23 protein-coding genes and 1 riboswitch are annotated in these 19,492 nt (G+C 35.6%); of the genes, 18 read left to right on the top strand and 5 right to left on the bottom strand.

Going from position 1 to position 19,492, the window contains the following annotated elements; all coding sequences use genetic code 11:
* Positions 1-68 precede the first annotated feature (68 nt).
* From F9U64_RS05035 to F9U64_RS04980, 12 genes are all read left to right on the top strand, one after another.
* Positions 69-1,181, top strand: a complete 1,113-nt coding sequence (locus F9U64_RS05035; protein WP_153401911.1) for a D-alanyl-D-alanine carboxypeptidase family protein — start codon at positions 69-71, stop codon at positions 1,179-1,181.
* Complete coding sequence (locus F9U64_RS05030) at positions 1,174-1,764, top strand: nucleoside recognition domain-containing protein (RefSeq protein ID WP_153401910.1); 591 nt, start codon at positions 1,174-1,176, stop codon at positions 1,762-1,764. The genes F9U64_RS05035 and F9U64_RS05030 overlap by 8 nt, the downstream gene beginning before the upstream one ends.
* Entirely contained in the window at positions 1,761-2,294 is a 534-nt protein-coding gene (locus F9U64_RS05025; protein ID WP_323125821.1) for a spore maturation protein, read from the top strand. Before F9U64_RS05030 ends, F9U64_RS05025 begins: the two co-directional genes overlap by 4 nt.
* A 95-nt stretch (positions 2,295-2,389) precedes the next feature.
* Positions 2,390-3,121, top strand: a complete 732-nt coding sequence (locus F9U64_RS05020; protein WP_153401909.1) for a pseudouridine synthase — start codon at positions 2,390-2,392, stop codon at positions 3,119-3,121.
* A gap of 55 nt (positions 3,122-3,176) precedes the next feature.
* Positions 3,177-3,749, top strand: coding sequence for a thiol-disulfide oxidoreductase ResA (resA, locus tag F9U64_RS05015; protein ID WP_153401908.1), 573 nt, complete (start codon positions 3,177-3,179; stop codon positions 3,747-3,749).
* Between the two features lie 31 nt (positions 3,750-3,780).
* Positions 3,781-5,412 (top strand): cytochrome c biogenesis ResB family protein, encoded by a 1,632-nt coding sequence (locus tag F9U64_RS05010; protein ID WP_153401907.1) that lies wholly within the window; start codon positions 3,781-3,783, stop codon positions 5,410-5,412.
* Between the two features lie 26 nt (positions 5,413-5,438).
* Complete coding sequence (ccsB, locus tag F9U64_RS05005) at positions 5,439-6,629, top strand: c-type cytochrome biogenesis protein CcsB (RefSeq protein WP_153401906.1); 1,191 nt, start codon at positions 5,439-5,441, stop codon at positions 6,627-6,629.
* 100 nt (positions 6,630-6,729) lie between these two features.
* Entirely contained in the window at positions 6,730-7,437 is a 708-nt protein-coding gene (locus F9U64_RS05000; protein ID WP_153401905.1) for a response regulator transcription factor, read from the top strand.
* A riboswitch (cobalamin riboswitch) is annotated at positions 7,436-7,611 on the top strand. It overlaps the preceding gene by 2 nt.
* Before the next feature lie 84 nt (positions 7,612-7,695).
* Positions 7,696-8,076 carry a DUF4430 domain-containing protein gene (locus F9U64_RS04995; RefSeq protein WP_153401904.1) on the top strand — a complete coding sequence of 127 codons (381 nt, stop codon included), beginning with the start codon at positions 7,696-7,698 and terminating at the stop codon, positions 8,074-8,076.
* Positions 8,076-8,588, top strand: coding sequence for an ECF transporter S component (locus tag F9U64_RS04990; RefSeq protein ID WP_153401903.1), 513 nt, complete (start codon positions 8,076-8,078; stop codon positions 8,586-8,588). Before F9U64_RS04995 ends, F9U64_RS04990 begins: the two co-directional genes overlap by 1 nt.
* Positions 8,589-8,668: 80 nt before the next feature.
* The gene (locus tag F9U64_RS04985; protein ID WP_153401902.1) at positions 8,669-9,199 is read left to right on the top strand and encodes an RNA polymerase sigma factor SigX; all 531 of its coding nucleotides are present in this window, start codon (positions 8,669-8,671) and stop codon (positions 9,197-9,199) included.
* 1 nt (position 9,200) lies between these two features.
* On the top strand, positions 9,201-10,427 hold the full coding sequence (locus F9U64_RS04980) for a hypothetical protein (RefSeq protein WP_153401901.1): 1,227 nt from the start codon (positions 9,201-9,203) through the stop codon (positions 10,425-10,427).
* A gap of 49 nt (positions 10,428-10,476) precedes the next feature.
* On the opposite strand, the gene F9U64_RS04975 is transcribed toward F9U64_RS04980, so the two are convergent.
* Positions 10,477-10,704, bottom strand: a complete 228-nt coding sequence (locus tag F9U64_RS04975) for a ferredoxin (RefSeq protein WP_153401900.1) — start codon at positions 10,702-10,704, stop codon at positions 10,477-10,479.
* Positions 10,705-10,957: 253 nt separating this feature from the next.
* Between F9U64_RS04975 and F9U64_RS04970 the strand changes: the two genes are divergently transcribed.
* The 3 genes from F9U64_RS04970 to F9U64_RS04960 are packed head-to-tail and all read left to right on the top strand — an operon-like array spanning position 10,958 to position 14,064.
* Positions 10,958-12,004 (top strand): YpbB family protein, encoded by a 1,047-nt coding sequence (locus F9U64_RS04970; protein WP_194287281.1) that lies wholly within the window; start codon positions 10,958-10,960, stop codon positions 12,002-12,004.
* 17 nt (positions 12,005-12,021) lie between these two features.
* The gene (locus F9U64_RS04965) at positions 12,022-13,557 is read left to right on the top strand and encodes a RecQ family ATP-dependent DNA helicase (RefSeq protein WP_153401898.1); all 1,536 of its coding nucleotides are present in this window, start codon (positions 12,022-12,024) and stop codon (positions 13,555-13,557) included.
* Between the two features lie 27 nt (positions 13,558-13,584).
* Positions 13,585-14,064, top strand: a complete 480-nt coding sequence (locus F9U64_RS04960) for a LysM peptidoglycan-binding domain-containing protein (RefSeq protein WP_194287280.1) — start codon at positions 13,585-13,587, stop codon at positions 14,062-14,064.
* A gap of 144 nt (positions 14,065-14,208) precedes the next feature.
* On the opposite strand, the gene F9U64_RS04955 is transcribed toward F9U64_RS04960, so the two are convergent.
* From F9U64_RS04955 to F9U64_RS04945, 3 genes are read right to left on the bottom strand one after another with little or no spacing between them, the layout of a single operon-like run.
* Positions 14,209-14,778, bottom strand: a complete 570-nt coding sequence (locus F9U64_RS04955; protein ID WP_153401896.1) for a manganese catalase family protein — start codon at positions 14,776-14,778, stop codon at positions 14,209-14,211.
* 13 nt (positions 14,779-14,791) lie between these two features.
* Positions 14,792-15,043 carry a spore coat protein CotJB gene (locus tag F9U64_RS04950; protein ID WP_153401975.1) on the bottom strand — a complete coding sequence of 84 codons (252 nt, stop codon included), beginning with the start codon at positions 15,041-15,043 and terminating at the stop codon, positions 14,792-14,794.
* Positions 15,044-15,045: 2 nt separating this feature from the next.
* Positions 15,046-15,264, bottom strand: coding sequence for a spore coat associated protein CotJA (locus tag F9U64_RS04945; RefSeq protein ID WP_228275588.1), 219 nt, complete (start codon positions 15,262-15,264; stop codon positions 15,046-15,048).
* A 230-nt stretch (positions 15,265-15,494) separates the two neighbouring features.
* Between F9U64_RS04945 and F9U64_RS04940 the strand changes: the two genes are divergently transcribed.
* Positions 15,495-16,730: a Glu/Leu/Phe/Val family dehydrogenase gene (locus F9U64_RS04940; protein ID WP_153401894.1), complete on the top strand. Its 1,236-nt coding sequence runs from the start codon at positions 15,495-15,497 to the stop codon at positions 16,728-16,730.
* 26 nt (positions 16,731-16,756) lie between these two features.
* Entirely contained in the window at positions 16,757-17,737 is a 981-nt protein-coding gene (locus F9U64_RS04935; protein ID WP_153401893.1) for a YpdA family putative bacillithiol disulfide reductase, read from the top strand.
* A gap of 4 nt (positions 17,738-17,741) precedes the next feature.
* On the opposite strand, the gene F9U64_RS04930 is transcribed toward F9U64_RS04935, so the two are convergent.
* Positions 17,742-18,710 (bottom strand): asparaginase, encoded by a 969-nt coding sequence (locus F9U64_RS04930; RefSeq protein ID WP_153401892.1) that lies wholly within the window; start codon positions 18,708-18,710, stop codon positions 17,742-17,744.
* Positions 18,711-18,758: 48 nt separating this feature from the next.
* Here F9U64_RS04930 and prsW point away from each other — a divergent pair, with 48 nt between their 5' ends.
* Positions 18,759-19,424: a glutamic-type intramembrane protease PrsW gene (prsW, locus tag F9U64_RS04925; RefSeq protein ID WP_153401891.1), complete on the top strand. Its 666-nt coding sequence runs from the start codon at positions 18,759-18,761 to the stop codon at positions 19,422-19,424.
* Positions 19,425-19,492 lie beyond the last annotated feature (68 nt).

Raw genomic sequence — 19,492 nt, 5'->3', positions numbered from 1 at the left:
CTTGTCTTTTCCGCATAGAATGTTACAAATGTTAAACATTGGATGGGAGAAGATGGGGTGAAATGAAGATGCGTTATCTATTAATTATTTCAATATTACTTTTTGCATTTGTCTTTCCTGTGCCAAAAGTAGAAGCGAGTGTTCATGTGTCTGCTGAAAGTGCTGTTTTAATAGACCAGTCGACAGGCAGAGTCTTATATGAAAAAAATGCAAACGAAAGATCACTCATAGCAAGCATTACTAAAATAATGACAGCAATCGTTGCCATTGAGTCAGGAAAATTGAACGAGTATGTGTCTGTAAGTGACCGATCCATTGGCACGGAAGGATCCTCGATATACTTAACTAAGGAAGACCAATTTACTTTGGAAGAACTGGTATACGGGTTAATGTTAAGATCAGGCAATGATGCAGCTGTGGCGATCAGTGAACAAGTAGGTGGAAGTGAAGAAGGTTTTGTTCATTTAATGAATGAGAAAGCTGATTGGATCGGAATGACAGATACGCATTTTGATAATCCCCACGGTTTAGATTCAGATACACATTTTTCGACAGCTTATGATATGGCACTATTAATGAAATACGCGATGGAAAATGAGACATTTGTTGAAATTTCAGGTACAAAGTCCTTTAAAGCAAATGATCGTGACTATTCTTGGCATAACAAAAATAAACTATTAACTTCTTTATATGAATATTGTATAGGCGGCAAAACCGGATATACAAAAGCCGCGGGAAGGACCCTTGTTACAGCTGCGGAAAAAAATGGACAAAGACTGATAGCTGTTACCATAAATGGGCCAGACGATTGGAATGATCATATTCAGATGTTTGAATGGGGATTTCAAACATTCGATCAAGCTGAACTTCAATCAAAAGGAGTTTATTCTTATCAAAAGAACAAAAGTGGCGATATTGTCCAGGGAAAAGTTACCGAGAATCTAACATATCCTTTAAAAGCTGGTGAAATAGACCAAATCGAAGCTAAAATAACCCTTACTACTGCAGAAACACCAACCGAAAAATTAGGAAAAAAAGTTTTTTATTTAAATGAGGAGAAAATAGCAGAGACAACGATTTATCGTATGGATGAAAAGGTGAATGATAAATCTGGTCCAGAGCGATTCTGGCCGCAATTGTGGTCCGCGTTTTCCAGAATAATCGGTGGTAACTATGATTAATTTAATCTGGGCGTTAATGGCAAGTATCGGGATTGTCTATGCTATGTTAAATGGAACGATGGATAAGGTTAATGAGGCGGTATTCGAAGGAGCAAACGATGCCATCACCCTCGTGATAGCCTTGACCAGTGTGCTTGTTTTCTGGTTAGGAATGATGAAAATTGCAGAGGAAGCAGGTATATTAAGAGGACTGAGCAAACTTTTTAAGCCTATTGTAACTAGAATCTTTCCCGATATTCCTCCAGATCATCCTGCTATGGGATATATTCTCGCTAATTTCAGTGCCAATTTATTCGGGTTGGGAAATGCAGCTACTCCTATGGGGATAAAGGCAATGGAAGAAATGAAAAAATTAAATAATTCAGCTGCTTATGCCAGTAATTCGATGATTACCTTTTTAGTGATTAATACATCAAGTATTACATTGGTACCAACCCAGATTATTGCCATCCGTATGCAATATGACTCCCAATCACCGACAGAGATTGTTGGAACTACTCTTATTGCCTCACTAGTTACGACGATTTCAGCTCTATTGATTGATGCATTTTTAAGAAAAAGAAGGGAGTTATCTTCCTTATGATCCAGTGGATTTCAGCTGTTAGTGTCTGGTTAATTCCGTGCATAATCCTGATCATTTTACTGACTGCAACAGCAAAAAGAATACCATCATATGAATTATTTGTGGAAGGCGGGAAAGAAGGCTTGAAAATGGCAATTTCTCTTCTTCCATTCTTATTAGGGATGTTAGTTGCCATTGCTATTTTAAGAAGTTCAGGTGCTCTTGATGCCTTCATCCAATTGATTGAACCAGTTCTTTCTGCTTTGGGATTCCCTGCAGAGATGGCCCCATTAGCAATTATCCGTCCAATTTCAGGAACTGCAGCACTAGGTGTAACAACCGAGATGATTCAGACATACGGTCCGGATTCCTTTCTGGGAAGACTCGCTTCTACCATGCAAGGCAGTACGGATACAACATTGTACATTCTAACCGTTTATTTTGGTGCTGTCGGAATTAAAAGAATGGGAGATGCATTAAAAGTTGGACTTATTGCTGATTTTATTGGTATAATTATATCAGTTATTGTAGTATCGTGGGTTTTTGCTTAGAAGCGTTAACAAATATGTTAGCGCTCCTTTTCATTATTGACAAAGAAAGTAAAAGAGCTTGATACAAATTTATTGATGAGAAAGAGTGTGAATATATGAGTGAAAGACTGCAAAAGGTGATTGCAAAAAGTGGGATAACATCCAGAAGAAAAGCGGAAACACTGATTGAAACAGGACAAGTTAAAGTAAATGGCAAAGTAGTCACCGAATTAGGAGTTAAAGTAACAGACCAGGATCATATTGAAGTTAATAATGTTCCCATCGAAAAAGAACAGTCTGTTTACTACCTTCTATATAAACCTAGAGGAGTTATATCGAGTGTTAGTGATGATAAAGGACGGAAAACAGTTACTGATTTTTTTATAGAACTCGAGGAAAGAGTTTTCCCTGTTGGAAGACTTGATTATGATACATCAGGTCTAATTATTATGACAAACGATGGTGATTTTGCGAATTTACTGCTTCACCCTAAGTACCAATTGGATAAAGAATATATCGTAAAAACAAAAGGTATCCCAACAAAAGAGAATCTTCAAAAATTCAAAAAAGGGATTCATTCTGATGGAGACATTTTAAAAGCCAAACAAGTGAAAATAATGTCAATTGATAAAAAGAAACAAACAGCCATCTTGAAAATTATTTTACATCAGGGTAAAAACCGTCAGATAAGAAGAATGTTTGAAAGTATTGGACACCCAGTATTGAAACTAAGACGGGAACGTTTTGGCATTTTGACATTAGAAGATCTGCAGCCTGGCGAACACCGCAAGTTAACACCACATGAAGTAGACCAGTTAATTAAATCTGCAAAAAAAATTGTTAAATAAATGTCACAATATAATGACGCATACATGATAAAATGGGTCGAGGGGAGTGAGTGGATTGGACAAAATTGAGCAAGCAAATAAGACCAAGAAAAATAAAAAAAGAAATCGCTTGATCTATCGCACTTCTATATTAACCGTCTTGTTCGGTGCGTTGTTATTTGCTCTGATTTCAAATTTGATGGCTGATGATGAGACATTAGATGTTGGTGACAAAGCACCAGATTTTCAGTTAACTCACTTAAACGGCGGACAGTCAGAAACCATCCGTTTAGGAGATCTGAAAGGGAAAGGTGTTATGCTCAATTTCTGGGCTACATATTGTGAACCGTGCGAACGCGAAATGCCTTATATGGAAACCCTTTATCCGGAATATAAGCAAAAAGGTGTGGAAATAATTGCAGTAAGTGTAGATGCAACTGAATTAGTTATCGACAAATTTGTAGAACAATACGGTTTAAGCTTTCCTGTCTTACATGATAATAATAGTCTTGTAATGGATGCATACGGAATAAGACCTCTTCCTACTACATTCTTTATAGATGAAAATGGTGTCATTGTCGAACGTGTAATGGGAGAATTGACTTTAGAGAATTTGGAAGGATATTTACAGAAAATTGAACCAAGTTAAATAATTATGAATCAAATAACGAGGGGTAACTATGAATGAAATAAAATGTGAGTCGTGTGGTTTTCTTAATTCTGCAGGTACAAGCATATGTAATAAATGTGGAATGCCTTTAGATAAAGAGAATGATTCCAAATTACTGAATATGCGTTATGATGGGAGAGCAATCCGTTCCAAAACGAAAAACACATCCATAGTTGATAAGATATGGAACTTTTTTTCATCTATTAAAATCGGAGTAACATTAATTGCGATTGCTTTAATAGCCTCGGCTGTAGGCACCATTTTACCGCAAAGCATGTATATTCCAACCAACGTTGTCGCTGAGGAACACTATCGTGATCGTTATGGATTAGCAGGCCAAATTTATTATCAACTCGGTTTTCATGAGTTATATAGTTCCTGGTGGTATTTAATTCTAATTGCACTTATAGGGATTTCTATATTTATCGTTAGCTTGGATCGCGGAATACCACTCTATAAAGCTTTGAAAAACCAAAATCCCAAGCGGCATATTCATTTTTTAAAACGGCAGAAATTATTTAATCAATATGATCAGTATTCTCAGGAAGATCTTGATAAGTTAGTAACAAACATAAAGAAACGAAGATATAAAATCTTTGAAAAAGATGGACACATATTAGCGGAAAAAGGAAGATTTTCCCGTTGGGGACCATATGTTAATCATGCAGGACTGATCATTTTTCTAATTGGTACATTACTCCGATTTGTGCCATTTATGTATGTAGACGAGTTTGTATGGGTCAGAGAAGGAGAGACTGCAATAATACCTGGTACAAGCCAGCAATATTATGTGGAAAATCAGGAATTTATCTTTGAGACCTATGGAAATGATGAAGAAGATGCGAAATTTAGCGAAATATTATCTCAACAAAACTCCGCGATTCCGAAACACTTTGAAACAAAAGCAGTTATATATGAAGATGTCTCGGAAGGTGTAATCGGATCCGAACCAGAATTGGAAGAAGTGGCGAGCGGCGAAATAATAGTAAATAAACCAATTCAATTTGGAGGTTTTGCTTTATATCAAGATAGCTATCAACTAAATGAGTTTCAGAGTATGTCTTTTAAGTTACATGAAACAACTGATGAAAATGAAGCTTCGATTGTTGAGTTTACAGTTGACTTAACAAATCCTGATTCTGTTTACACATTTGAAAATGGCTTTAGAATAGAGTTAGATCAATATTATCCAGATTATATCCTGGATGATGATGGGACTCCGCGGTCGCAAACTAATTATCCGCGTAATCCAGCATTCGTATTTTTTGTCTATCCACCTGGTGAATCAGACCCGGAAGCAAGTTTTCTGGCAATTGGACAAAACATTGATGGAACTGGGGAAAATACATATAAATTAGGTCTTACTAATTTTGATGTCAGAGATGTAAGTGGATTGAATGTTACAAAAGACTTAACTTTACCTGTGATTGGACTAGGAGCATTTATCTTTATGATTGGTGTAATTCAGGGTATGTATTGGCAGCATCGCCGAATCTGGATACATCCAGCTCAAGGGAAACTTTTTATTGCAAGTCATACGAACAAAAACTGGTATGGTATGACAAATGAATTCGAGAAAATTATTACGAACACCAAATTTAGTATGTTACAAGATCAAGAGAAAGTGACCAAAGATAACTAAATACTATAAAATGGAGGGTCACAGCTATGGAAGATTTAATTGTATGGAGCAGTCGATTGCTCTACACAGCATTCATTATTTATTTAATTGCAACAGTGTTGTTTGCTGCAACGATTAAAGATAAAAGACATGAAAAGACTTTTTCAAAAATACATATTTTGGCTATCAGTACAACTATTTTAGGTTTCTTTGCTCAATTAGGTTATTTTATTACAAGATGGATTGCCAGTGGCCACGCACCTGTAAGTAATATGTTTGAATTTGTTACATTTTTTGGTATGATGCTGGTTTTGGCATTTATTATCTTGTATTTTATCTACCGAATTGAATTGCTTGGACTTTTTGCATTACCTATTGCACTGCTTATTATTGGATATGCTAGTATGTATCCACGGGACATCTCACCATTAGTTCCTTCTTTGAAAAGTCACTGGTTATATATCCATGTAACAACAGTAGCTTTGGGTGAAGCAATCTTGGCAGTAAGCTTTGTAGCAGGTATCATTTATCTCATTCGTCAAATAGATCAGTCAAGAACATCTCTTAAAACGATATGTCTTGAGATTATCATGTATTCTATTTTTGCGACAATTGGATTTGTAATTGTTACAACAGCTTTTTCCATTAGTGACTATTCTTCTACATTTGAATATAACGTGGAAGGTCAGCCAAGTGAGCTGGAGTATCATTTGCCACCTATTTTCGGGCCAAGTGAAGGCCAGCTTTTGACAGAGAACCGAATGGATGCGCTCCTGCCTACTCCAGAATGGATGCTTGGAGCAGAGGCGCCAAGAAAGTTTAATACATTAGTCTGGTCATTACTTGCCGGAATCGTACTTTATATTGGCATGAGATTAATCCTGCGCAAAAGAATTGCAGCAGCTATTCAGCCATTTCTTCGTAAAGCTAATCCTGAATTATTGGATGAAGTTTGTTATCGGGCGGTCGCGATTGGGTTCCCCGTATTTACATTAGGTGGTTTAATATTTGCAGCAATTTGGGCACAGGAAGCATGGAACAGGTATTGGGGCTGGGATCCAAAAGAAGTTTGGGCACTTATTACATGGTTCTTCTATGCAATTTTCTTACACTTAAGGTTAACTGTCGGCTGGCATGGAGAAAGATCAGCCTGGTTTGCAGTGGTAGGTTTTGCTATCATCATGTTTAATCTAATTGTGGTTAATTTAGTACTGGCAGGACTTCATTCTTATGCGTAAATAAGTTTTTTGAAAAATATAACCAAAAAGTACAAGAGATAATTGTCCCTTGTACTTTTTCCGTATATACTATTATTGGGACAGGGGGTATGAGTTACATATGGATAAACGAAAAGTATTAGTGGTGGATGATGAAGAAAGAATCAGACGGTTATTAAAAATGTATTTAGAAAGAGAAGAATATGAAGTAGACGAGGCAGAAGATGGTGATGAAGCAGTACATAAAGCATTAAATAATGAGTATGAAATAATTTTATTAGATGTCATGATGCCAGGAAAAGATGGCATAGAGGTTTGTAAAGAAATTCGCGAGAAAAAAAATACACCTATTATGATGTTAACAGCAAAAGGCGAAGAGATCAGCAGAATACATGGTTTTGAAGCTGGGACTGATGATTATATTGTAAAACCATTTAGTCCGCGAGAAGTTGTTTTGCGTGTAAAGGCTTTACTCCGCCGAACAGGCAGCCAATCTCCAGCTAATCAAACGAATCGTTCAAAAGACATGATAGAATTTCCACATTTGGTTATCGATAACGATGCCCATCGGGTTTTGGCTAATAATAAGGAAGTTAACCTTACACCTAAGGAATATGAATTATTGTTATTCTTAGCAAAGGAACCTGATAAAGTATTTGACAGAGAAGAATTGCTGAAAGAGGTTTGGAAATACGAATTCTTCGGTGATCTGAGAACTGTGGACACCCATGTTAAAAGGTTACGAGAGAAGTTAAGTAAAGTTTCAGAAGAAGCATCCAAAATGATTGTAACGGTTTGGGGTGTCGGGTATAAGTTCGAAATTAAATAACTATCTATTATGTAATGGTGTATAAGATACTTAATAGGGAATCTGGTGAAAAACCAGAACTGTCCTCGCAACTGTATGTGTTCACGAAATGGAACTGTCATTGTACTTAGTATGAGAAGACCCAGAGTAGGTTAAAGCACAAGTCAGGAGACCTGCCATTACATAGACCGAAATGCTTCGAGGATTAAGCATTGCAAGTAGGGATTGTTCAATAACTGCTTACATGTTAAATCCTCCTATTATGGGAGGGAATTTTTTATGAAAAGATTTATTATAACATTAATAACCATATTGATGCTTGCAGGCTGTTCTGGACAGGATGTTGCACCTGATTCAACGGACACAAGCGGAGAAGGAACAGTTTCCATTACGATTTCAATTAATCATCAAGAAGAGATCCTTGCAAATAAAGAGTTAAATATTAAAGAAACCAATAATCTTATGGAACTATTAGAAGCCAACTTTGAAGTTGAAGCGAATGATGGTTTGATAACTTCCATAGAAGGTTATGAACAAAATATAGAGAAAGAAATATATTGGTTATATGAGGTAAATGGCGAGCAGGCTACAGTTGGTGCCAGTGATTATGAACTAAGCCCAGGAGATAAAGTGGTATTTGATTTAGGGGCATTTAAATAATGAGACTTAATGTCCATAAGCTGACATTTTTAGCATTATTATCAGCTGCAGCAGTTGTCGGCAGAGTTTTTTTTCAAATCCTGCCTAATGTACAGCCTGTTTCAGCTATCATAATTATCACAGGTTATTTTCTTGGTCCTTATTATGCTTGTCTATTAGCTGTTGTTACTGTCTATTTATCTAATCTTGTGCTTGGTATGGGACTTTGGACGATTTGGCAAATGATTGCATGGGGAATTGTCGGCTATGTTGCTGGACTGTTTAAGCTCTACCATTGGAAAAGACCCCTTATTCCCCTGACATTATATAGTTTTTTTGCTGCCTATCTATATGGGTTAATATTAGATTTGGGTACATACACATATAGTGGCCATTTTTATTCATACTTTTTAGCTAGTCTTCCTTTCAGTACTTTCCATGCAGCAGGAAATATTGTATTTATGATTATATTATATCCGGTATTTCAAAGGTTATTTCGGTCTCGCCAGATAACAGAACGATTCCATAAATAAAATTTTGTTAAAAAGTTGCAAGTATATTGTAACTTTTTTTCATATAAATCGACAATTATTCTAGTAAAGGGGGTCTTAATGTGAAGGCCACTTTTGATGATCTTTATCACAAATATCATCAAGATTTATACCAGTTTGTTTTCTATATGGTTAAAAATAAGCAGGAAGCAGAAGATATTATTCAGGAAGTTTATATTCGTGTATTAAAGTCTTATGACAAATTTAATGGAGACAGCAGTGAAAAAACATGGTTATTCTCTATTGCCAGGCATGTTTCTTACGACTATTTCAGGAAATTAAAAAGAAAAAGAAGCCGTTTTTTATCTTTCTTTAACTGGTCTGAAGCAGGAGAGACTTTACCTTCCCATAACCCAATCCCTGAAGAGGTGGCGGTTTTAGATGACGAAATGAAGCACTTATATTATGCCCTGGATAAATGTACCCCAGATCAAAAACATGTGATCATTCTAAGATATTTACAAGAATTTTCGATCCAGGAAACTTCAGAAATCTTAGGGTGGAGTACAAGTAAAGTTAAAACAACACAACATCGTGCCATCAAATTACTGCAGGATTTAATGGGAAATGTTGAAGATAAGGAGGATGTTTAATATGACAACAAATCATCCTGATCCCAATAAAAATATAGAAAAGTTATTAAAACAATTGCCAAAGATAGAAAATACTCAGGAGAAAGATGCTCTTTATCGAAAAATTCAAGCAGAGATAAATAATTCAGAACCAAAATCAAAAAATAAAAAAAGATTGTTTCTTCCTGTTTTCACTATTATTGGCTGTCTGATTATCTTGCTAATAACTTGGAATGGGATGGGCGGTTTCTCCTTCTACACCGGTTCTGATATCGATACACGCCAGGAATCAACAACAGATTCCAGTAAAGTTAGTGAGATGCAAAAAGCCCAAATTATGGAGGATGCAAGTATAGAGCAGAACACTTTGAAAGAAAATACTGAAGAAAGTAGTCAAGAGCTTCTTCCGCCGGTGAAAGATCAGTCATTGTTTCAGTATGCAGATGAAGATTCATTTGTTTACAGGACAGATAATCCGGATAATCAAAATATTATTTATACTTCCTGGGCAACAGAGGATGTACAATATGTTTTGCCTATTTCATTTATAAATACTGATGTACCAGCAAACGACGTTACTAATTTCAATGTTAGAGTTGAAGAATATGTTTCACTAGAAGCCAATGGCCTCTTTAATCTTGAATTCGATAAGTTAGAGATCAATATAAACCAGGATGAAAAACGGGCGGAAATCCAAATCGATAATGCTTATCCCGTTTATTCAAGTAGTGGAAACTACCAAATGTTTAGATATATGTTATCAGATATGCTTGTTCCGTTAGGGATTGAGCAAGTTGTATTAAATGGGAATCACCCATTTATCGAACAGCAAAATAACTTTTCCCCTCAATACCGAACAAACACTTTATATAAAATATATCAATTTCAGGACGACTCGCCATTTTGGCTAATTCCAATTCCTGCTAATTATCAAGTGCAGTCATTTAGTGATGCTTTAGAAGAAATGAAGAAGGATGAGGAAGCTTTCCATGTTACTGCTGTAATTCCGCCTGAGGCAGAGATAGAAATTTCAGACAATGGGGATTTGGTAAATGTTGCAATTACTTCATCACTATTCGGCAATAATCAAGGTACAGTAACAATGATAGAAGCAATCTTATTAACAGCTAAAAGCTATGGTTATGAACAGGTAAGGTTTGATATCGGTATTAATCAAGCAGGGAATTATCAACTGACAGAACCAGTCGATATTCCTGATATTATTAATCCGGTGTATGGAGAGCAATAATATTTACCTCCATTTAGAAAGCAACTAGTTCCAGATTGACTAGTTGCTTTCACAATTCAGGTGTGGAACTCTTTTTAATGGATTCTGTCGGACAGGATTCAAACGCATCAATAAAATCTGATTCATCATCTGCTGGAACAGGAATTGTAGCACTGTTACTGTCAAGCTTACTAAAGGCCAACCCCTCATCATCATAGTCGAAGATCCGGCTGGCAGTTGCCCCACAGACTCCACAAGCTATACATGTCTCCTTATCTACCCATGTATAATAAGGCATTGTTCATTCTCCTTTATCGTTGTAATGATTTATTCATCATAACATAACAATATATGAAAAAAAATAAGTTTATTTCGCAGCAATAAACGTCTTTAATATACCCACTTTAAGTTTTGAGTAAGTGGGGGATATCAGACGCTAAATATACTGAAGAGTTTCGTTAAAGTATGGAGGTAAATATCGCCATTGATTAAAGTCTAACTTTATCTTTTATATTAACCTTGATAAAATGAAGATAGATGGGAGTTTTCTTATGTTCCAGTATATTATATTATATTGTTTAAATAATTTGAATGGCGAACGATCGGTAGCCAATATATATTACTTATTAAAAGGGAAAAAATCTACCCAAACCATACAAGATAGCTATCTGTATAATTTAACAGAATTTTTTGGTGTTTACCGTTCCATAGCCAGAAGTAATTTTAATCGTGTAATCGATGAATTAGCTGAGTTAAACTATATTTCCATTAGCGGCAAAGCTTTTGCCACCGTTAATCATGAAGGACAGCAGAATCTGGCACAATTGGATTCAGAATTTCAGAATACTTATTTTAAAGGAATGACTTATGAGAAGCATGCTCCGCAGTTTTTGGCAACATTCATTCTGTTAATCCAGACTGTTACAAACTTACATATAAAAAAGTCCAGGTTTATACCAGTTATTGATAATGGGTCCATCCAAACTAATGTCAAAAACTTCTTGCAAAATAAGCCATTAGACATGTCAGTTTTATTACGGGATATATATGATGATCTGCGTCAGATATTTTCAACGGCCAGCTTTCCTGATTTTAGTATCGATATTTTTGTTGATTATTTAACTTCAGCTAATGAGATTGGTTTGAGTCAACAGCAGATAGCTTTGAAATACAATATTTCAAAAGAAGATGTTCACTTTCATTTGTTCAATATCATTCATTACATACTTGAGCAAATGAAACTTGCCCCTGCAAAATATAAAGTACTTCCCTATATGTCAAATCAGAGACAGGATCTCTCCTTAACAGATTCAGCAATGGTTACATACAACTACTATGGTAAAGGTTATTCCATCAAAGAAATTGCAGGCACAAGAGATCTGAAAGAGAGTACAGTTCAAGATCATATTGTTGAAATAGCTTATGTAGGTGAAGTAAAATGGTCTGATCATATGAGTGATGAGGAATATTCTATGATAAAAAAGGCGCTGGTACAGACGAACACAAAGCAGTTAAAGACATTAAAGGAACTTTTACCTGATTTTATCACATACTTTCAAATTAAATTAGTAATTGCCCTATGGCATAAAAACGATTAAGAAAGGGAGCTGACGTGATGTACGATTTCTCAATAGAAGATTATTTATACAAGTTTTTTGGTTATCGTTCATTCCGAACAGGTCAGAAAGAAATTATTGAGTCAGTGCTGGCTGGTAATAACACTCTCGCTGTTTTACCAACAGGTTCCGGAAAGTCGATATGTTATCAGCTTCCAGCAATGATAATGGAAGGATCTATCCTGGTTATTTCACCATTACTTTCACTCATGACAGACCAAATTAAAGAAATCAAATCATTCGGATTAAAAGATGTTATCGCTATTAACAGTATGACTCCTAAGCATGAAAAATCCTTTTCTATGAGAAATTTGCAGAAGTATAAGCTGATTTTTACTTCACCGGAAATGCTTCAAAATACATTTTTCATCAACAAGTTAAAAAATATTCATCTGTCACTTTTTGTCGTGGATGAAGCACACTGTATTTCACAATGGGGATATGAATTCAGACCAGATTATTTAAGGTTAACCAATGTGCATAAAGAACTGGAATCTCCTCCTGTGTTAGCTTTAACAGCAACAGCAACGCCAGAAGTTCAACATGATATAATCCAGTCATTACAGTTGAAAGTATGTAACAAATATATTTATCCGATGGACAAGCCGAATTTATCGTTTGTAGTTAAAAAAGTCCCTGAAATCGCCGATAAAAAAAGTGATATTGTGGATACATTACGAGAGTTTAGAGTACCGACAATGATATATTTTTCCAGCAGGAAAGAAGCGGAGAATATATCGGCATATTTACAACAAGAGCTGCCCCAATTAAGAACAGCCTTTTATCATGGTGGATTGGATTCGACAGATCGTTTATTAATCCAGCAGCAGTTCATGGCGAATCAATTAGATGTCATTTGCTGTACAAGTGCTTTTGGTATGGGTATCAATAAAATCGATGTTCGTCTGGTTATCCACTATCATGCTCCTGCCCAATTAGAATCCTTCATACAAGAAGTAGGAAGAGCAGGCAGAGATGGAAAAGAAAGTGTCAGTTTATTATATTTCCACGATACAGATCAGCATATTTCCAGACGTTTGATTGACTCTGAGCTTCCTGATATATTACTGATTAAAAGAGCATTAAACTATGTATTAGAAAACAATGTAACAAAATTAAGTGAGTTAGAGGAATACTTTCTGATGATCTCTGATAATAATGAGATTCAGTGGCGTTTTCTTCAATATCAACTAGAAGTGCGAGATGTGCTGAAAGTGAATGATGAAACAATAAATGTTGGGACAGTGGATACAGATAATTTGACGAGTTCTATTAACGAAAGTGCCCTGCAAAGACTTGTTTATAAGCAGAAAAAAATGTATCAGATGATTGATTGGATCAATGAAGACGAGTGCAGAAGAGCGGCTCTTTATAAACATTTTCAAGCAGGTTTCCAGCAGCCGGAGAATATGTGCTGTGATTATTGTGATTTTATGTGGCAGAATTGGCAACCCAAAATGATTGACAGCAATAAAATTCAAACAGATGCATGGCATGTTAAACTTGCAAGTAAGTTAATGATAAAGGAAGCATAGAAAGATTTATTTATGGAGGCAGAGAAAATGAAAACAAATATAGACGACCAAGCCTCTTCACTTCGCGAACTTGTAACAAAAAGTGATTTAGAAGATAAGGAAAATGAATACAGATTACCGCCAAGAAGCTCGATCCATCGTAAAAAGCAAAAAAGAGAAAAAAGAAAAAAGGTACATCTTATAAGTGTACTGCTTTTCGTCTTTTTATTTATTGTTATATTGTTACTGTTCTTTCCCTTTTGGGGTGAATCGATTTTTGTGTCAAGTTTGTCAAATGAACAACAAAACTTACCGATGGAGAAAGTCTATCTAAATAACGATATCACTGTAAATTTACAAGAAGGGATTTATCACACGGTTAGACCGCAAGATACATGGGATTCAATCGCCAGGCAATATTATCATGATGAAAAAATGGCAGAAGTGATTATGAAGGCAAATGATACGGAAGATAACAAGATAGTTGTCGGAAGCAGATTATTTATTCCGGATATTCATAAAAAGTGATGGTGACATAACTAAAACTGACAAAAGCTGCATCTGAAAAACTGAATATTATATATGAATTCAGATGCGATATATGCCGAAAATTGCAGGACAAAATTAAAATCCGAACCAATTGTTCGGATTTTTGTTACCTAAATTCAATTTCTAAAATATTTTCTTTCGGTCACGTTCTTCTTTCAATATTTCTACAGCTTCATGGAATCGCTGGGAATGCACAATTTCTCTTTCCCTAAGAAATTTTAAAGAATCGTTTAAAAACGGGTCGTCTGACAAATCAATTATCCACTGGTAAGTAGCTCTGGCTTTTTCCTCTGCAGCAATATCTTCATACAGATCCGCGATTGGATCTCCTTTAGCCTGAATGTAGGTAGCTGTCCAAGGGGATCCCGCAGCATTTTGATAATATAATGCTTGATCATGATTGACATAGTAGGCACCTAAACCAGCTTCTTCTAATTGGGCCGGAGTAGCATCTTTTGTTAACTTATAAATCAGTGTCGCTATCATTTCTAAGTGAGCAAATTCTTCCGTGCCAATATCATTTAATAAACCGACAACTTTATCAGGAATCGTGTACCTTTGGTTTAAATAACGCAATGCTGCTGATAATTCACCATCTGCACCGCCATATTGTTCGATCAGATATTTGGCTAAACGCGGATTACATGTACTTACTTTTACGGGATATTGCAATTTCTTTTCATAGACCCACATTTTTAAACCTCCTTTATACTTGCCAAGGCCATGGCGCATCCTTCCAGTTCCATGGATAATTGGAATAACTCAGTCCATACTGAAGTAAAGGACCAAATTGATTTTCGAACTCTGCTTTTAATTGTTTGCTTTCATATGCTTTTTGATTAAATTGTTTAATTGCTTCTAAATCATCTGGGTGTGTGTCTAAGTAGAGAGTCAAATCAACGAGGACAAAGTCAACTGCTTGAATCTTCTCCATTAATTGATAATAACTTTCGGGCATTGTCAATTTTCATCACCTGTCCTTTTGGGATTATAAGGATCGTAAAGACAAGTCCAGAGTGTACCATGGTATAATGCTTCTCTTGCTGTGCTGAATTGTTCAGAGTGCATTGGTTGAAACGGAATATATAAATTAGGTGGTGTTGAGTAACATTTTTTCAGTTTTGGCGGACACGGATCAAATGGACTGATATATGGTGAATAACACTTTACGGAAGACATCAATTCAATCTACCCCTCTCATTTCAAGTACCGCTATATTGTATGTCAGCGATAGATTGTCTTATGTCATTTTTCATAATGTGCCAGCTTGTTTTTACAGCTATCTTTGTTCTCCACTGATCCAAGTCTCATATTATTTCCAACGAAAATGATAAGTTAATTCACAACTTTCAGATAAAATAGTATAATTAGTAAAGTGGTATTTTTTTGTGCATTAGGAGTGAATAGTATTGAGAAGCGGATATGAGCATCTGCAGCATATGATAAAGGATGCACTAACACAGTTAGGCTATCCAGACGATATATATGAATTAATTAAAGAACCTTCAAGGTTAATGAAAGTGCGTTTTCCTGTAAGAATGGATGATGATTCTGTTAAGATTTTTACAGGGTTTCGTGCACAGCACCATGATGTTTTTGGTGTGACACAAGGAAATGTTCATTTCAGGCCAGATATTACAGAAGACGAGATTGCAGCACTGTCTATACTAAGAAGTGTGAAAGCAAGTAATTTACAGCTTCCACTGGGAGGAAGCAGTGGCGGAATTATTTGTGATTTGAGGGAATTATCATTTAGAGAACTGGAAAGGCTCTGCCGCGCCTATATTCGGGCTATTCAACATATAATCGGACCAAGCATCGATATCCCTACTTCTGATGCGTCGGTGGATCCTCAGATAATGGCATGGATGATGGATGAATACAGCAGGCTGCATACAGGGGTGAATCCCAATTTCATAACAGGTAAACCTTATATATTAGGAGGAATCAATAATAAGCAGACAGCTGTGGAAAAAGGTGTCTATCATACTGTGAATGCTCTAATTGATGTTTATCATTTACCTGTAAAAGACACCAGAGTCATGATACATGGTACTGGTATAATTGGCAGCTATTTAGCAGAGAAGTTATATCAGGCTGGGATAAAAATTGTCGGAATATCGGATCCGCAAAAGGCCTTATATAATCCTGATGGCTTAAACATACCAATGCTATTAAAACAGAAAGACAATTTTGGTATTTTCAGTCGTATGATAAAAGATACTATTTCATTAGAAGAATTTTTAGAAAAAGAAAACGATATGTTTATTATTACATCAAAACAAGAGCAAGTGGATTTACATATTGCTAAAAAGCTAAATACATCATTTATTTTAGAAACAGTAAACAATACTTTAGACAAGGAAGCAATTCATTATTTAGATGAGAAAGGTATTGTAATGATTCCTGAAGTCTTAGCAACGAATGGTGGTATTGTTTACGCCTACCTTGAGTGGATGGAATATAAACAAGGAAAGAAATTCACAGACAAAGAAATTGATGATTATCTGAAACAAATCATTCTTCATGCGATAGAGGAAGCTAAATACACATCCTTAAAGAAAAAAGTAAATATGTATTCAGCTAGTTATATGCTCGGCATGAAGAATCAAGCAGAAGCGATCAGGTACAGAGGATGGCTTTGATCTAAATTGTAAGGAGAGTGTTTGCTATGCAACAAGAACAAGTAATTATTATAGGCGCAGGTCCTTGTGGGATGTCTGCTGCAATTGAACTGCAAAATAATGGTATTCAGCCTTTGATTATTGAGAAAGGTAACATTGTTGACTCTATCTATCGTTACCCGACGCATCAAACTTTTTTTAGTTCAAGTGAAAAATTGGAGATTGGCGATGTCGCTTTTGTCACAGAAAAGCAAAAACCTGTCAGAAACCAGGCATTAGCATATTATCGAACAGTAGCAAAGCGAAAAGATTTGCGAATAAATAACTTTGAGAAAGTTTCTTCTATAGACAAGCAGGATAACCTTTATATTGTTAAATCATTTAACAAGGATGGCGAGTCAAAAGTATATTCAACTAAATTTGTTGTAATTGCGACAGGATATTACGATCAGCCAAATCCGCTTAATATTAAAGGAGAAGAGCTTGACAAAGTGTTTCATTACTTTAAAGAGGCGCATCCTTATTTTAAGAAAAATGTTGTCGTAATAGGTGGAAAAAACTCAGCAGTTGATGCCACGATTGAGTTGCATAAAGCAGGGGCGAATGTTACGGTTCTCTACAGAGGGAATGATTATTCACCAAGTGTAAAACCATGGATACTACCCGAATTTGTCTCTCTTATTAAACATAAAAAAGTTCAATTGGAATTTAAAGCAAGTGTTTTGGAAATTACAAATGAATCGGTTCTTTATGAGGTGGATGGAATAAAGAAGTCTGTTCCTAACGACTTTGTATTTGCAATGACCGGGTATCGCCCTGATCAGGAGTTTCTTAAAAAGACTGGCATTACGGTAGACATGGAGACAGGCAGACCTAACTATAATGAGAAAACAATGGAAACAAATATAGAAAATGTCTATATCGCTGGAGTTATTGCTGCAGGTTATGATAATAATGAAATATTCATTGAGAATGGAAGGTTTCATGGAGGACTGATTGCATCCTCCATAAAAGAAAAATTATTGTAAGTCGTTACGCTTGGAAAGCATGTTGAATTTCTTCTGCCGTTGCTTCTTGCTGGAGTAATAGCAGAAGTTTTAACCTTGCTTTTGGTCCATTAATCTGGTTAGTGAAAATCATGCCTGACTTTTGCAGTGCTTTTCCGCCACCTTCATAATCATATGTTGGCTGGACAATGCCGTTGTAACACCTTGATACGATGACGATGATTATTCCAAGCTTTTGAAGCTGTTCCAGTGCTGGAATGATTGCAGGTGGAAGATTCCCTTGTCCGAATGCTTCTATCACTAAGCCATGAGTATTTTCAGGGTTCAGTTGTTCAAATAACACAGGGGACATACCTGTATAGGCCTTAAATAAATGAATTGATTTGGTGATTTGTTGGACATTAATAGGTTTTTCAGAATATAAATATTGTTGATAATATATGATGCGATCATTATGAATTAAACCAATTGGTCCAAAAGGCGGACTCTTAAAAGTAGCCACATTACTTGTGGAAGTTTTTGTAACATATCTTGCTGAATGAATTTCATCATTCATAACAACTAACACACCATTATTTATCGATTCATTACAATTAGCTACCCGAATGGCTGACTGAAAATTATGAATAGCATCTGTTCCGATTTCATTTGATGGACGCATTGCTCCTGTTATAACGATAGGAATGTGAGTTTTAATAGTTAGATCAAGGAAGAATGCTGTTTCTTCCAGTGTATCGGTTCCGTGTGTTATCACAATCCCTGATAAGTTTTTCTCGTCATTAAGCAATTTGTTAATAAACTGCGAAAGTTCTAACATATGCTTTGGTGTTATATGGGGAGAAGGTAAAAAGAAAAATTCTATTTCATGAATAGGGATATCTACGTTATCGGTTATATTTGCTAACGGATGCTGTTCAGACAGCCCTATATTTCCTTCCTCATTTTGCTGCATGGAAATAGTACCACCAGTATGTATAACAACTAATTTACTCATTTAATTCACCTCACTAGTATCTTACCATTTATGAAAGTAGGTGTATATTTGTTTACATTAATTACAGCAGGCCTGGCACCTGTATTTGCCTTATTGTCATTTTTCTATCTCAAAGATGAATATGAGTTAGAACCGGTTATGTCGATTTTTAAAACCTTTCTGTATGGAGCTTTATTAGTATTTCCCATTATGTTTATTCAATATGCTTTTATGGAAGAAGGGCTTGCCGAAATATCGTTTGTCAGAAGTTATTTAATTTACGGTTTATTAGAAGAGTTCTTCAAATGGTTTATCTTTCTTTTTACTACATACAAGTATTCGAAATTTTCCAATGTTTATGACGGTATTGTTTATGGTGTTAGTATAAGTTTGGGATTTGCAACAGTTGAAAATTTATTATATTTATTTGCCCATGGAATTGAATATGCTTTTAGTCGAGCTATTTTCCCTGTATCCTCACATGCATTATTTGGAGTGATTATGGGGTATTATATGGGCAGAGCGAGGTTCAAGAGTAACCGATCCAGTTTCCATCTGTTTCTAGCTTTTCTTATTCCAACATTGTTACATGGAACGTATGATTTTATATTAGTAACCATCACGAGAACTTGGGTATATTGCTTAGTACCATTTATGATAGCTCTTTGGCTGTACGGTCTCCGCAAAGTTAAGAAAGCAAATGAATATTCCAGATTTAATAATCTCGAAATTTAGAGTTATTCAATACTTTTACAGTATGAATAACTCTTTTTTGTTAAAAATTTTCCAATGAATAAATTATG

Origin of the sequence: Gracilibacillus oryzae (genome assembly GCF_009498735.1) — a bacterium.
Taxonomy (GTDB): Bacteria; Bacillota; Bacilli; order Bacillales; family Amphibacillaceae; genus Gracilibacillus; species Gracilibacillus oryzae.
This window is presented reverse-complemented; position numbering and strand designations above follow the sequence as displayed.

Coding starts and splice junctions, on each gene's coding strand:
- F9U64_RS05035 (WP_153401911.1), top strand. CDS start 69: ATGCGTTATCTATTAATTATTTCAATATTACTTTTTGCATTTGTCTTT.
- F9U64_RS05030 (WP_153401910.1), top strand. CDS start 1,174: ATGATTAATTTAATCTGGGCGTTAATGGCAAGTATCGGGATTGTCTAT.
- F9U64_RS05025 (WP_323125821.1), top strand. CDS start 1,761: ATGATCCAGTGGATTTCAGCTGTTAGTGTCTGGTTAATTCCGTGCATA.
- F9U64_RS05020 (WP_153401909.1), top strand. CDS start 2,390: ATGAGTGAAAGACTGCAAAAGGTGATTGCAAAAAGTGGGATAACATCC.
- F9U64_RS05010 (WP_153401907.1), top strand. CDS start 3,781: ATGAATGAAATAAAATGTGAGTCGTGTGGTTTTCTTAATTCTGCAGGT.
- ccsB (WP_153401906.1), top strand. CDS start 5,439: ATGGAAGATTTAATTGTATGGAGCAGTCGATTGCTCTACACAGCATTC.
- F9U64_RS05000 (WP_153401905.1), top strand. CDS start 6,730: ATGGATAAACGAAAAGTATTAGTGGTGGATGATGAAGAAAGAATCAGA.
- F9U64_RS04995 (WP_153401904.1), top strand. CDS start 7,696: ATGAAAAGATTTATTATAACATTAATAACCATATTGATGCTTGCAGGC.
- F9U64_RS04990 (WP_153401903.1), top strand. CDS start 8,076: ATGAGACTTAATGTCCATAAGCTGACATTTTTAGCATTATTATCAGCT.
- F9U64_RS04980 (WP_153401901.1), top strand. CDS start 9,201: ATGACAACAAATCATCCTGATCCCAATAAAAATATAGAAAAGTTATTA.
- F9U64_RS04975 (WP_153401900.1), bottom strand. CDS start 10,704: ATGCCTTATTATACATGGGTAGATAAGGAGACATGTATAGCTTGTGGA.
- F9U64_RS04970 (WP_194287281.1), top strand. CDS start 10,958: ATGTTCCAGTATATTATATTATATTGTTTAAATAATTTGAATGGCGAA.
- F9U64_RS04965 (WP_153401898.1), top strand. CDS start 12,022: ATGTACGATTTCTCAATAGAAGATTATTTATACAAGTTTTTTGGTTAT.
- F9U64_RS04960 (WP_194287280.1), top strand. CDS start 13,585: ATGAAAACAAATATAGACGACCAAGCCTCTTCACTTCGCGAACTTGTA.
- F9U64_RS04955 (WP_153401896.1), bottom strand. CDS start 14,778: ATGTGGGTCTATGAAAAGAAATTGCAATATCCCGTAAAAGTAAGTACA.
- F9U64_RS04950 (WP_153401975.1), bottom strand. CDS start 15,043: ATGCCCGAAAGTTATTATCAATTAATGGAGAAGATTCAAGCAGTTGAC.
- F9U64_RS04945 (WP_228275588.1), bottom strand. CDS start 15,264: ATGTCTTCCGTAAAGTGTTATTCACCATATATCAGTCCATTTGATCCG.
- F9U64_RS04935 (WP_153401893.1), top strand. CDS start 16,757: ATGCAACAAGAACAAGTAATTATTATAGGCGCAGGTCCTTGTGGGATG.
- F9U64_RS04930 (WP_153401892.1), bottom strand. CDS start 18,710: ATGAGTAAATTAGTTGTTATACATACTGGTGGTACTATTTCCATGCAG.